12 protein-coding genes are annotated in these 12,336 nt (G+C 61.6%); all 12 read right to left on the bottom strand.

The features are described from left to right. Positions 1-114: 114 nt before the first annotated feature. The 12 genes from ltaE to AC0V2S_RS16785 all read right to left on the bottom strand — a co-directional run bounded on the left by ltaE (position 115) and on the right by AC0V2S_RS16785 (position 12,331). On the bottom strand, positions 115-1,116 hold the full coding sequence (ltaE, locus tag AC0V2S_RS16840) for a low-specificity L-threonine aldolase (protein ID WP_475510738.1): 1,002 nt from the start codon (positions 1,114-1,116) through the stop codon (positions 115-117). Between the two features lie 80 nt (positions 1,117-1,196). After that, entirely contained in the window at positions 1,197-2,216 is a 1,020-nt protein-coding gene (gene astE / locus AC0V2S_RS16835) for a succinylglutamate desuccinylase (protein WP_475510737.1), read from the bottom strand. Positions 2,217-2,247: 31 nt separating this feature from the next. Beyond that, complete coding sequence (locus tag AC0V2S_RS16830) at positions 2,248-2,535, bottom strand: topoisomerase II (RefSeq protein WP_475510736.1); 288 nt, start codon at positions 2,533-2,535, stop codon at positions 2,248-2,250. Between the two features lie 13 nt (positions 2,536-2,548). Continuing rightward, the gene (gene astB / locus AC0V2S_RS16825; protein WP_475510735.1) at positions 2,549-3,904 is read right to left on the bottom strand and encodes an N-succinylarginine dihydrolase; all 1,356 of its coding nucleotides are present in this window, start codon (positions 3,902-3,904) and stop codon (positions 2,549-2,551) included. After that, a complete protein-coding gene (astD, locus tag AC0V2S_RS16820; protein WP_475510734.1) occupies positions 3,901-5,364 on the bottom strand; it encodes a succinylglutamate-semialdehyde dehydrogenase in 1,464 nt (487 codons plus the stop codon). Before astD ends, astB begins: the two co-directional genes overlap by 4 nt. Then, positions 5,361-6,392 carry an arginine N-succinyltransferase gene (gene astA / locus AC0V2S_RS16815; protein ID WP_475510733.1) on the bottom strand — a complete coding sequence of 344 codons (1,032 nt, stop codon included), beginning with the start codon at positions 6,390-6,392 and terminating at the stop codon, positions 5,361-5,363. Before astA ends, astD begins: the two co-directional genes overlap by 4 nt. An 11-nt stretch (positions 6,393-6,403) precedes the next feature. Continuing rightward, complete coding sequence (gene aruF / locus AC0V2S_RS16810; RefSeq protein ID WP_475510732.1) at positions 6,404-7,417, bottom strand: arginine/ornithine succinyltransferase subunit alpha; 1,014 nt, start codon at positions 7,415-7,417, stop codon at positions 6,404-6,406. Positions 7,418-7,520: 103 nt separating this feature from the next. Further along, positions 7,521-8,741: an aspartate aminotransferase family protein gene (locus tag AC0V2S_RS16805; RefSeq protein WP_475510731.1), complete on the bottom strand. Its 1,221-nt coding sequence runs from the start codon at positions 8,739-8,741 to the stop codon at positions 7,521-7,523. Between the two features lie 317 nt (positions 8,742-9,058). Beyond that, positions 9,059-10,039, bottom strand: a complete 981-nt coding sequence (gene argR, locus AC0V2S_RS16800; RefSeq protein WP_475510730.1) for a transcriptional regulator ArgR — start codon at positions 10,037-10,039, stop codon at positions 9,059-9,061. A gap of 81 nt (positions 10,040-10,120) precedes the next feature. Next, positions 10,121-10,885 (bottom strand): ABC transporter ATP-binding protein, encoded by a 765-nt coding sequence (locus AC0V2S_RS16795; RefSeq protein ID WP_271195601.1) that lies wholly within the window; start codon positions 10,883-10,885, stop codon positions 10,121-10,123. Positions 10,886-10,946: 61 nt separating this feature from the next. Beyond that, the gene (locus AC0V2S_RS16790; RefSeq protein WP_475510729.1) at positions 10,947-11,645 is read right to left on the bottom strand and encodes an ABC transporter permease; all 699 of its coding nucleotides are present in this window, start codon (positions 11,643-11,645) and stop codon (positions 10,947-10,949) included. After that, on the bottom strand, positions 11,642-12,331 hold the full coding sequence (locus AC0V2S_RS16785) for an ABC transporter permease (protein ID WP_475510728.1): 690 nt from the start codon (positions 12,329-12,331) through the stop codon (positions 11,642-11,644). Before AC0V2S_RS16785 ends, AC0V2S_RS16790 begins: the two co-directional genes overlap by 4 nt. Positions 12,332-12,336: the final 5 nt, after the last annotated feature.

The raw sequence follows: 12,336 nt of genomic DNA, 5'->3' as shown, positions 1-12,336 counted from the left end.
AATTAGGTACAGTGCGCGATAGGGCTAATGGCTACCGCTTTTAGGCCGGCAAAGGGCCGCATTATATCGGCCCTGGCGGTATTTATTCGATAGCTAGCGTTGTTTTCCAGCAGTTTATTCGGCAAAGGCGGCGAATGCTTCGATCACACGGGCAATATCGCCGCTGCTGACGTCCAGATGGGTGACCAGCCGCAGACGCTCGGAAGCCGAAATCGTAATACCGCGCTCAGCCAAAAATGCCTTGAGCGCCGGCGCCCGGTCGGCCATCTGCACGTACACCATATTGGTTTGCACTGGTTCTACGGTGTAGCCCAACTCCGCCAACCCTGCCGCCAGCGCCGCCGCATTGGCGTGGTCGTCAGCCAGGCGCTCCACCTGATGTTCCAGCGCATAAAGGCCCGCCGCCGCCAGAATCCCGGCCTGGCGCATGCCGCCACCGACCATCTTGCGCAGCCGCCGCGCCTTGCCAATCAGTTGCTCGCTGCCCAGCAGCACCGAACCAATCGGCGCGCCCAGGCCTTTGGACAGGCACACCGACACCGAATCGAAATATTGGGTAATTTCCCGCGCCGCCACGCCTTGCTTCACGGCGGCGTTGTACAGGCGAGCGCCGTCCAGATGCAGTTGCAGGCCGCGCTCCTGGGTCAGCTTGCGCGCCGCTGCCAGGTAACTCAGCGGCAGCACTTTGCTTTGCATGGTGTTTTCCAGAGCCAGCAAGCGGGTGCGGGCAAAGTGGAAATCGTCCGGCTTGATCGCCGCAGCAACCCGCGCCAGGTCCAGCGAGCCATCGGCTTCCACCTGCAAAGGCTGAGGTTGAATGGAGCCCAGCACAGCCGCGCCGCCGCCTTCGTATTTGTAGGTGTGCGCTTCCTGACCAACGATGTACTCGTCGCCGCGCTCACAGTGCGCCATCAGGCCGAGCAAGTTGCTCATGGTGCCGCTGGGCACGAACAGGCCCTCGGCAAAGCCCAATTGCTGTGCCAGGTATTCCTGCAAACGGATAACGGTAGGGTCTTCGCCGTACACATCGTCCCCGACCGGCGCCTGCAACATGGCCTCGCGCATGCCGGCGGTGGGTTGGGTGACGGTGTCGCTACGCAAATCGATAACGGGCATTACAGGTCTCCTTCACGGCGGACCCTCGACCCTAAAGCAGCCGCCAGACAGCGACAAGAGGCGCTACGACTAAATAGCGACTAAAGCGCTGCCGCGCTGGTGGGCACCACGAGAATTCCGGCACGCAGGCCGTTCTTCACCTTGGGATTGGGGAAGATAATCCGCGCGCCCTTCTCTTCCACCACCCAGCGCATACCGGCGATATCCTCGGCCAGCAGATAGCCAACCGGCAGCTCGCTGAAGTTTTCGATGTCGGCGGGCAGGTTCAGGTGAAAGGAATCGCTGTGCTTGATGATTTCCCGCGCCACGGCAAACAGTTGCAGGCCATCGAGATTGTCCGGCTCTAGCGCCGGCTCGTTGTTCTCGATCAGGCATTTGAGGCGCGCCTCCAGCGATTCCAGGTTGATGCCGTCGTTCTGCCCAAAAGCCCGCGCCTTACCCAGCTCCAGGGTGAACGCCTCGGCGTTCAACTGCGCATAGGTGTAGGCACTGAAGGTGATCGACGCCTTGCTTTGCAGCAGCACCGCCGCCACCCCGGCCGCCTTCAGGCGCGCCAGCTCCAACACCGAGTGTTTGCAGCCCTCGCGCCACGGATACAGGGCGAACTGCTCGATTTTCGAGCCACGGATGGCCGTGTGCAGGTCGTAATGCAGGCGCTGGCGGGGAACATCGGCCGGCGCCTGATTGAAAAACGTCGCGCTCAAACGCTCCAGCTCACAGGCACGCAGGGCTTCAAAACCGCTGCTTTGCTCGTGACGGCCGTTGAACAGGCGATTGATGTCTTGCTCGAGGTAGCGCTCGCCCTTGCGCATGGCTTCGGGGTTGCCGAACAGAAACAGAATGCGCGCCCGCGGCTTTAGCTCGCCACGGGCAATGCCCTGCAGCAGGCGGTCGAGCAATTCGATAGGGGCAGTTTCGTTGCCATGGATACCGGCCGACAGCAGCAAGTCGAGGCCGCTGTCCAACCCCGCCGGCGGGGTGATTTCCAATGCGCCCTCGGCCAGCCAGCGCAGCCGCGTGCCCTCGGGGGTCAGCTGAATCTTGGCGGCCGGCTCGCGGCCTACCAGGGTCAGTTCCAGCAATTTACCGAGGGCTAGCATCAGATAAGTTCCTTCTTATTGACTGCAGGTATCAGTGATTGCAGTCCGGACCGTGCACGTGGTCGTCTTCATCGTCGAGCAGGCCCGCAGGTTCCATTTCCAGTTCCAGGCTCACCAGGTTGGTCGCCAGCGGACGCAGCAGCAGGTTGGCGTATTCCGCGTCGCCCTCCTCCACGTCCACGCCGATGATCAATTGGCCGCGGCCGTCTTGCTGAATCCACACTTCCTTGCCCTGCCAGATCACGGCAAAACGGGTGCAGGAGGTTTCCAGCTGGGTGCCGTCAGTATCTTCAAGGATCAGTTGCAAGGTATCGGACATGGTCAAAACACTCTTAATTAAGCTGGAAGGGGTACACAGAGCCTAGTTTAAGGATCTGGGTCAGCTCATCCAATGCCGAACGGCATTCGACGAGCAGTTGCCGGTCGGCCAGATCGGTCTCGGCCATACGGTCGCGGTAATGCTTGTCGACCCACACGTTCAGGGTGTCAAACAGCGATGGCGTCATGATCACACCGCTATTGACCGCGTTCAGTTCGGGCTCTTTAAGGGCCACGCGCAACCGCAGACACGCTGGGCCGCCGCCGTTTTGCATGCTCTGCTTGAGATCGAACACCTTCACCTCTCGGATCGGTCCGTCGTCGGCAGTCAACTGCGCCAGGTACTGCCACACGCGTTGGTTGTTGCGGCACTCCTCCGGCACGATCAGTAGCATGCCGCCATCGGCGCGCGACAGCAGTTGGCTGTTGAACAGGTACGAATGCACGGCGTCTTCCACGCTAACGGCATCGCGCGGCACGCACACGGCCTGCAGGCGACCACCACGGCGGCTGAGTTTCTCATGCAGCTCGGCCAGCACCTTGTCGGTCTCCAGGAACGCGTCCTGGTGATAGAACAGCACCTCGCCGTTACCCACCGCGATCACATCGTTATGGAACACGCCCTGGTCGATCACGGCCGGGTTCTGCTGCGCGTACACCACGCCGGCATCGTCCAGACCATGCAGACGAGCGACCGCCTGGCTGGCTTCCAGCGTCTGACGCGCCGGGTAGCGTTGCGGGCCCGGGAAGCGCGCGTCGAAGGCACTGCGGCCGAACACGAAAAACTCCACGCCCGCATCGCCGTAGTCTTTGCAGAAACGGGTGTGGTTGGCCGCGCCCTCGTCGCCAAACTGGGCAACGGCAGGCAAGGCAGCGTGGTGAGCGAAGTGCGCCTGATCAGCGAACATCGCACCGAGGATGCGGCTGGTGGTGGGGTGTTCAAGGCTGCGGTGAAATTTGCAGTTGAGGTTGGCGGCAGTGAAATGCACTTTGCCGTCACGGGTGTCGGCACTTGGGCTGACGGTGCAGGCGTTGGCGGTCCACATGCTGGACGCCGAGCAGCTGGCGACCAGCAACGGCATGGCCTCTTTAGCGGCACGTGCAATAACCTCGGCATCGCTACCGGTAAAACCGATACGGCGCAGCGCAGCGACGTCCGGGCGCTCTTGCGGAGCGAGCACGCCCTGCTTGAAGCCCATTTCCATCAGCGCTTTCATCTTCGCCAGGCCCTGCTTGGCGGCCTCTTGCGGATTCGACACTTGCTGACTGTTGCCTTGCGAGGCCACGTTGCCATACGACAGGCCACCATAGTTGTGGGTGGGTCCCACCAGGCCATCGAAATTCACTTCATAGGCATTCGTCGTAGTCACAGACTGACTCCCGGTGTCAGGGTTGCAGGCAGGCTCAGGCTCGCGCTTTCCAGCGAAGCCACGGGGTAGGCGCAGTAATCGGCCGCGTAATAGGCACTGGCGCGATGGTTGCCCGAGGCACCCACGCCGCCGAACGGGGCCGAGCTGGCGGCGCCGGTCAGCTGTTTGTTCCAGTTGACGATGCCGGCACGGCTTTCCAGCCAGAACTGCTGATAACGCTCGGCCGAATCCGACAGCAAACCAGCGGCCAGGCCGTATTGGGTGTTGTTGGCCTCGGCGATGGCGGCGGCGAAATCGGCGTAGCGAATCACCTGCAGCAACGGGCCGAAGAATTCTTCGTCCGGGCGCTCGGCCACGGCGGTCACGTCGAGAATGCCGGGGGTCAGCAACGCGGCGTTTTCCAGCGGCTGACTCATCGCCAGCAACGCCGTAGCGCCGTTGCCAATCAAATGCTCCTGCGCCTTGAGCAAGTGGCGCGCGGCATCCAGAGAAATCACCGAGCCCATAAACGGCGCCGGCTGCGCGTCGAACGCACCGACTTGAATAGTCGCGGCCACGGCCACCAGACGCGCCAGCAAGGTATCGCCCCACTCGCCCTGCGGCACCAGCAAACGGCGGGCGCAGGTGCAGCGCTGGCCGGCGGAGATAAAGGCCGACTGAATAATGGTGTACACCGCCGCGTCGAGGTCTTTTACCTCTTCCACCACCAGCGGGTTATTGCCACCCATTTCCAGGGCCAGAATCTTGTCCGGGCGCCCGGCGAATTGTTGGTGCAGCAAATTGCCGGTACGGCTCGACCCGGTGAAGAACAGTCCGTCGATACCGGCATGGGCCGCCAGCGCAACGCCAGTATCACGACCGCCCTGCACCAGGTTCAGCACGCCGGCGGGCAAGCCGGCTTCAATCCAGCACTGCACCGTCAGCTCAGCGACCTTGGGGGTCAGTTCGCTCGGCTTGAACACCACTGCGTTACCGGCCAGCAACGCCGGCACGATATGGCCGTTGGGCAGGTGGCCGGGGAAGTTGTACGGGCCAAACACCGCCACCACGCCGTGGGGCTTGTGTCGCAGCACGGCGGTGGCGTCGGCCAGCGGCCCGCTTTTTTCACCGGTACGTTCGCGGTAGCTCTGCACCGAGATCGCGACCTTGTTCACCATGCTGGTGACTTCGGTGGCCGACTCCCACAACGGTTTGCCGGTTTCTTCACCGATGGTGCGCGCCAGTTCGTCACTGCGGGTTTTCAAGGTAGCAGCGAAGCGTTCGAGCACCGCAATGCGCTCATCCAGCGACAGCTTGGCCCACGCCGGAAACGCCCCACGAGCAGCCTGCACAGCGGCATCCACTTGCGCGGCGGTGGCTGCCTTGGCCGCCCACACCACGGCCTGGGTCACCGGGTTCAGCGATTCGAGCGCTTCCCCGGCGCCAGCTTGCCAGGCACCGGCGATGTAATGACTGGTCATCGGGTCAGCTCCTTGTTTTCCACCGCCAGCGGCACGGCACGCACCTGATCACCGGCTTTCAATTGCAGACGCTTGGCCGTGGCCTGATCGACCACCAAGGTGCCCGCCGCCAAGCGTGCCGGCGCAGCGGTAATGCGGCATTCCTCACGTTTGCGGTTGTGCATCAGGAACGTGGTGGCATCGTCGCCCGGAGTGCCGATGGCCAGCACCAGCGCCTGGCTGTCACGCACGGCGCGAATCTTGTTGGTCTCGGCCTCGATGGCTGGGCCAGCGTCGAAAATATCGACGTAGCCCTGGTAGCTGAACCCTTCGGCCTTGAGCATGTTCAAGGCCGGCTCGGTATCCGGGTGCACGCGGCCGATGATGTTGCGCGCCTCTTCCGAGAGAAAGCAGGTGTACAGCGGAAACTTGGGCATCAGCTCGGCGATAAACGCCTTGTTGCCCACGCCGGTCAGGTAGTCGGCGCGGGAGAATTCCATCTTGAAAAAGTGCCGACCCAGGCTTTCCCAGAACGGCGAACGGCCCGCTTCGTCCGACATGCCGCGCATTTCGGCAATGATCTTGTTGCCGAACAGCTGCGGAAATTCGGCGATAAACAGAAAACGCGCCTTGGACAGCAAGCGGCCATTCACGCCGGTGCGGTGGTCGGCCTTCAGAAACAGCGAGCACAGTTCCGAGTTGCCGGTCAGGTCATTGGCCAGAAACAGGGTAGGAATCTCGCGGTAGATATCCAGCTCCTGCGAGGCACTGACGGTCAGACCGACGCGGTAGTTGTACCAAGGCTCGCGCAGACCCACGGCGCCGGCGACGGCGGAAATACCCACCACTTCGCCGTTATCGTCTTCGAGCACAAACAGGTAGTCGGCGTCGGCACGGGTGGCCTCGCCGCGGAAGGCTTTTTCGGCCCAACCCACGCGGTGAGCCAGGCGCTCTTCATTGGCGGGCAAGGTGGTCAAGCCCGCGCCGGTACTGCGGGCCAGGTTGATCAAGGCAGGCAAGTCGGCACTGCGCACGGGACGAACGATCATGGCTATTCCTCTTAAACCGCAACCAGGCGCACGCTTGCGCCCTCACCGACGCCCAAGGCCTCAGCAACATCAGCACTCAGGCTCACCGGTTTGCCCGGCACCCAATCCAGCTCAACCACCACCGCGCGGAAATCCTGCAGTTGGCCGTTGGCGACCAAATAGAGACGGCCCTTGCTCGGCTCACCGACCCGCGCCGGCACAACCCGGCTCTGGGCAATCGAGCGAATGCCCGAAGTGCGCGCATGCAGAGTCGGGCCGCCGTCGAAGATGTCGATGTAGTGGTCGGTTTCAAACCCTTCGCGCATCAGAATGTCGAAGGTGATCTGCGCACGCGGGTGCACCTGGCCCATGGCTTCCTGGGCGGCGTCCGGCAGCAGTGGCACATAGATCGGGTAGTGGGGCATCAGCTCGGCAAGGAAGGTCCGGCTTTTCAGCCCGCACAGGCGCTCGGCTTCGGCGTAGTTGAGGTCGAAGAAGTTACGGCCCACGGCATCCCAGAAGGGAGAATCGCCGTGCTCGTCACTGTGGCCGACGATCTCCACCACCACCGCATCGGCAAAGCGCTCCGGGTGGCTGGCCACAAACAGCAAGCGGCCACGGGAGTTGAGTTCGGCCCAAGGCGAGTCCACCAACGGCTGCTCAACGTAGAAGCTGGTGAGCAGGCTATTGCCGGTCAGGTCGTGGCACAGCGACAGCACGTGGATCTTGTTGTGGATCGACAGCGAGCGCGAGGCGTGCACGAAGGTTTCGTTGCGAAAGCTGTAGAACGGCTCGGAATAACCGGCCGAAGCCACGACGCCGGAGCAGCCGACCAGGCGGCCGGTTTCGGTGTCTTCCAGCACGAAGAAATAGCTCTCTTCACCGTTAAAGCTCACTTCGGCGGCAAACGAGGCTTCGGACGCGGCGATCTTGTCGCCCAGCCGACCGGCATCATCCGGCAGCGAAGTAACACCAACCGGGCTGTCCGCAGCCAGACGTTGCACGTCAGCCAAGTCAGCCATTTGCGCAGGGCGCATCACCAGCATGGTGTTACTCCTTAAATTCTCTTTTAGAAATGGAAAGCGGAACGCCGGGGACTCCAACTTCTCCCGCCAACGCGGGAGAAGCTTCAGCGTTCCGTTGTAGCCGTCAGGCTTGGGTCAGCTTGGCCACGGCGCGCTCGAAGCGGTCGAGGCCTTCATCGATGTCAGCATCCGGAATCACCAGGCTTGGCGCGAAACGCACCACGTCCGGCCCGGCCTGCAGCACCATCACGCATTCTTTTTCGGCGGCGTTGAGCACGTCTTTGGCTTTGCCTTTCCAGGCATCGCTCAGGGCCGCGCCAATCAACAGGCCCAGGCCACGCACTTCGGTGAAGATGCCGTATTTGGCGGCAATCGCTTCAAGGCGGGTTTTGAAGCGCTCGTGTTTGGCTTTTACGCCGCTGAGTACTTCAGGGGTGTTGATCACGTCGATCACGGCACCGGCCACGGCGCAGGCCAGCGGGTTGCCGCCGTAGGTGGTGCCGTGCACGCCCACCGACAGGTGCGAAGCAATGTCGGTGGTGGTCAGCATGGCACCAATCGGGAAACCGCCGCCCAGGCTTTTCGCGCTGGTCAGGATGTCTGGCGTCACGCCGTAGTTCATATAGGCAAACAGCTCGCCGCTACGGCCCATGCCGCTCTGCACTTCGTCGAACACCAGCAGCGCGTTGTGCGCATCGCACAGCTCGCGCACGCCTTGCAGGTATGCCTGGTCGGCCGGCAGGATGCCGCCCTCGCCCTGGATCGGTTCCAGTACAACGGCGCAGGTCTTGTCCGAGATGGCGGCTTTCATGGCGGCCAGGTCGTTGAACGGAACGTGGGTCACGCCCTCGATCTTTGGCCCGAAGCCATCGGAATACTTGGGCTGACCGCCAACGGTCACAGTGAACAGGGTCCGCCCGTGAAAGCTGTTGGTGGCGGCGATGATTTCGAATTTTTCCGCGCCATATACGTCGTTAGCGTAACGACGGGCCAGCTTGAAGGCGGCTTCGTTGGCTTCGGCGCCGGAGTTGGCGAGAAACACGCGTTCAGCGAAAGTGGCGTCTACCAGCTTGTGCGCCAGGCGCAGGGCCGGCTCGTTGGTGAACACGTTGGATACGTGCCAGATCTGGTTGGCTTGCTCAGTGAGCGCCTTGACCAATGCCGGGTGGGCATGGCCCAGAGAGTTCACCGCGATACCGCCAGCAAAGTCGATCAGCTCTCGGCCGCTCTGATCCCAGACTCGGGAACCCTCGCCGCGCACCGGAATAAAGGCTGCTGGGGCGTAGTTGGGAACCATCACCTGATCGAAATCGGCGCGCTGTACCTGCACTTGCTCAACGGACATCGAAGCTCTCCTGACAAGGACCGCCGACCCCAGAGGTCGGCGCTGGAATGAATTGTAGGGACTGATTTGGGGAGGGCATTGTCGGCATGCGACAACTTCTTATAGCGCCAACCCCGTATTTTTCGCAGCTTTCATAAAGGCGACAGAAAGGGTCGCGAAGGCGCAGTTTAAACGCGCTTCTGCCTGCGCGGAAATTTCGTGAGGCTGCGCCTTATCCCGTCATTCCCGCGCAGGCGGGAATCCAGACTGCTAGGGCAAACGCCGCTCGCCTGAAAATTCTGGATCCCCGCCTGCGCGGGGATGACGGAAGCAGGCGATCAACCGCGCTCGGAAGGAATGGAGCTCAGCTCAAACGGGCTGCTACTGCGCCGCTGGTTACGGTCTTCGCGCGGGGTGGCGCCGAAGAAGTTGCGGTAGGCGCTGGAGAAGTGCGGGCCGGAGGAGAAGCCACACGAAAGGCCGATCTGGATGATCGATTTGCTGGTTTGCATCAGCAACTGGCGAGCTTTGTTCAACCGCAGTTCCAGGTAGTACTGGCTCGGCACGCGGTTGAGGTATTGCTTGAAGATGCGTTCCAGCTGACGACGGGAGACGCACACGTGCTGGGCGATTTCGTCGGTGGTCAGCGGTTCTTCGATATTGGCTTCCATCAGCAGCACGGCTTGGGTCAGCTTCGGGTGGCTGGAGCCCAATCGGTTTTGCAATGGAATACGTTGGCGTTCGCCACCTTCACGAATGCGCTCCACCACCAGCTCTTCCGACACCGCGCCCGCCAACTCGGCACCGTGGTCGCGGGCCAGTACGGCCAGCAGCAGATCCAATACGGCGAGGCCGCCGCAGGCGCTGAGGCGATCGCGGTCCCAGTCGAACAAATGACTGGTGGCGATCACTTTAGGAAAACGTTCGGTGAAGTCGTCCTGCCAGCGCCAGTGCACAGCGGCGCGGTAGCCGTCGAGCAAACCCAGTTGCGCCAAGGGGTACACACCGGCAGACAACCCGCCAATCACACAACCGGCGCGCACCACTTGTTTGAGTGCGCTGGACAGCGCCGGAGCCAAATGGCCCGGCGGCTCATCGGCGAGCAAAAACAGTTTATGACAGCCTTCCAGCTTGCCCGCCCATGGCTCGCCCGGCAGACGCCAGGCGCCTTCGGCTACCGGCTCGGCCTGCAGAAACACCAGCTCATAAGACACATCCGGGTGCACCCGCTGGGCGACACGCAGGGCTTCTTCAGCCAGAGCCAGGGTCATGGCCTTGGTGTTGGGCCAGAGGAGAAAACCAATTCGGTGGGCAGTCATGGCTGGCAGTCTAGGCTCTGTTGGCATGCTTGTGCATGCCCGGTTGTGCTGCAAAGTCGCAATTGATTAGCGCGCTGAAGCTTACTTCAAGCTGCCGGAAAGAAACTGCTTCAAACGATCGGACTGCGGATTCACCAACACTTCTTTCGGGCAACCGCGCTCTTCCACAACGCCCTTGTGTAGGAATACCAGCTGGTTGGACACCTCACGAGCAAAGCCCATCTCGTGGGTTACTACCACCATGGTGCGGCCTTCCTGGGCAAGGTCCTGCATTACTTTGAGCACTTCGCCAACCAGTTCTGGATCGAGCGCCGAAGTCGGTTCATCGAACAGCATCACTTCCGGCTCCATGGCCAGCGCACGGGCAATCGCCACGCGCTGCTGTTCGCCGCCGGACATATGCGCCGGGTACGCACCCTTGCGATGGGCCACGCCCACCTTGTTCAGGTAATGCTCGGCCTTTTCGATGGCTTCTTTTTTCGGCACGCCGAGGACATGCACCGGCGCTTCGATAATGTTTTCCAGGGCCGTCATATGCGCCCACAGATTGAAGTGCTGAAACACCATCGACAGGCGCGAACGCATGCGCTGCAGCTGCTTGGGGTCGGCGGCTTTCAGCGCGCCTTCCTTGTTGGCTACCAGTTTCAGCTCTTCGCCATTCAACAAAATCTTGCCGCCGTGGGGCTGTTCCAGCAGGTTGATGCAGCGCAAAAACGTACTTTTGCCCGAACCACTGGAGCCGATGATGCTGATCACATCGCCAGCCTTGGCCGCCAGCGACACGCCCTTGAGCACTTCATGGCTGCCGTAGCGTTTATGCAGGTCTTGGACTTCGAGTTTGTACATGGTTCAGGTTCTCGACAGGCAATGGTTCAGCCGTGGCTGGCGTTGCTAAAACAGAAAATGCTCAGGCCTTGCGGGGCGCCAGGTAACTCAGCCAGCGACGCTCGGCCAGCTTGAACAGGCGCACCAGCACGAAGGTCAGACTCAGGTAAATGGCACCGGCAGTGATATACGCCTCGAACGGCAGATAGAACTGCGAGTTGATGGTTTTCGCCGCGCCGGTGATATCGATCAGGGTCACGATCGAGGCCAGGCTGGTGGTGTGCAGCATCATGATCACTTCGTTGCTGTACTGCGGCAGCGCCCGGCGCAGGGCCGAAGGCAGCAGAATGCGCCGGTACAGTTTCGCGCGGGACATGCCCATGGCCTTGGCCGCTTCGATCTCGCCGTAAGGAATCGACTTGAGGCTGCCGGCCAGAATTTCGGCACTGTACGCGCTGGTGTTGATCGCAAACGCCAGGCACGCACAGAACGTGGCGCTGGACAGGTACGGCCACAGAAAGCTGTTACGCACCGCCTCGAACTGGGCCAGTCCGTAGTAGATGAGGAACAGTTGCACCAACATCGGCGTGCCGCGAATTACGTAGGTGTACAGCCAGGCCGGTGCATTCACCAACGGTTGCTTGGAGACGCGCATCAGGCCCAGCGGAATGGCCAGGGCCAAACCGATGGTCAGGGAAATGGCCAGCAGCTTCAGGGTGACCAGAATGCCGCCCAGGTACATCGGGAAGTTGGCCCAGATTGGCGAGAAGTCGAAAATCATAGTTCAGCCACCTTCAAGCCCACCGAGTAGCGTTTTTCCAAAGCCCGCAACAGCAGCAACGACACACTGGTGATGGCCAGGTACAGCGCCGCCACGGTCAGATAGAAGGTGAACGGCTGGTGCGTGGCATCGGCGGCGTTCTTGGCTTTGAACATCATGTCTTGCAGGCCGACCACGGAAATCAGCGCGGTGGCCTTGGTCAGTACCAACCAATTGTTGGTAAAACCGGGAATGGCGAAACGGATCATCTGCGGCACCAGCACACGGAAAAACACCTGCATGCCACTCATGCCGTAGGCCGCGCCCGCCTCGCCCTGGCCTTTGGGAATGGCCATAAAGGCGCCGCGGAAGGTTTCCGACAGGTACGCACCAAAGATAAAGCCCATGGTGAACACGCCGGTGGAGAACGGGTTGAGGTCGATATAGTCCTCAAAACCCAGCAGCGGCGCTACGCGGTTCACCACGTCCTGGCCACCGTAGAAAATCAGCAGAATCAGCACCAGGTCGGGAATGCCGCGAATCACCGTGGCATAGGTTTCACCCAACAGCGCCAGCCACTTGATCGGCGACAAGCGAAACGCAGCGCCGATCAGGCCGAGCACAATCGCCAGCGCCATTGAGGTCAGCGCCAGGGAAATGGTCAGCCATGCGCCATCAAGAATGGTCGAGCCGTAGCCGTTGAGCATAAGAA

This window comes from Pseudomonas sp. CC11G, from assembly GCF_056174845.1.
This window is presented reverse-complemented; position numbering and strand designations above follow the sequence as displayed.

Excerpts from the sequence above, each read along its gene's own strand:
- ltaE (WP_475510738.1), bottom strand. The coding sequence starts at position 1,116 with ATGCCCGTTATCGATTTGCGTAGCGACACCGTCACCCAACCCACCGCC.
- astE (WP_475510737.1), bottom strand. The coding sequence starts at position 2,216 with ATGCTAGCCCTCGGTAAATTGCTGGAACTGACCCTGGTAGGCCGCGAG.
- AC0V2S_RS16830 (WP_475510736.1), bottom strand. The coding sequence starts at position 2,535 with ATGTCCGATACCTTGCAACTGATCCTTGAAGATACTGACGGCACCCAG.
- astD (WP_475510734.1), bottom strand. The coding sequence starts at position 5,364 with ATGACCAGTCATTACATCGCCGGTGCCTGGCAAGCTGGCGCCGGGGAA.
- astA (WP_475510733.1), bottom strand. The coding sequence starts at position 6,392 with ATGATCGTTCGTCCCGTGCGCAGTGCCGACTTGCCTGCCTTGATCAAC.
- aruF (WP_475510732.1), bottom strand. The coding sequence starts at position 7,417 with ATGCTGGTGATGCGCCCTGCGCAAATGGCTGACTTGGCTGACGTGCAA.
- AC0V2S_RS16805 (WP_475510731.1), bottom strand. The coding sequence starts at position 8,741 with ATGTCCGTTGAGCAAGTGCAGGTACAGCGCGCCGATTTCGATCAGGTG.
- argR (WP_475510730.1), bottom strand. The coding sequence starts at position 10,039 with ATGACTGCCCACCGAATTGGTTTTCTCCTCTGGCCCAACACCAAGGCC.
- AC0V2S_RS16795 (WP_271195601.1), bottom strand. The coding sequence starts at position 10,885 with ATGTACAAACTCGAAGTCCAAGACCTGCATAAACGCTACGGCAGCCAT.
- AC0V2S_RS16790 (WP_475510729.1), bottom strand. The coding sequence starts at position 11,645 with ATGATTTTCGACTTCTCGCCAATCTGGGCCAACTTCCCGATGTACCTG.
- AC0V2S_RS16785 (WP_475510728.1), bottom strand. The coding sequence starts at position 12,331 with ATGCTCAACGGCTACGGCTCGACCATTCTTGATGGCGCATGGCTGACC.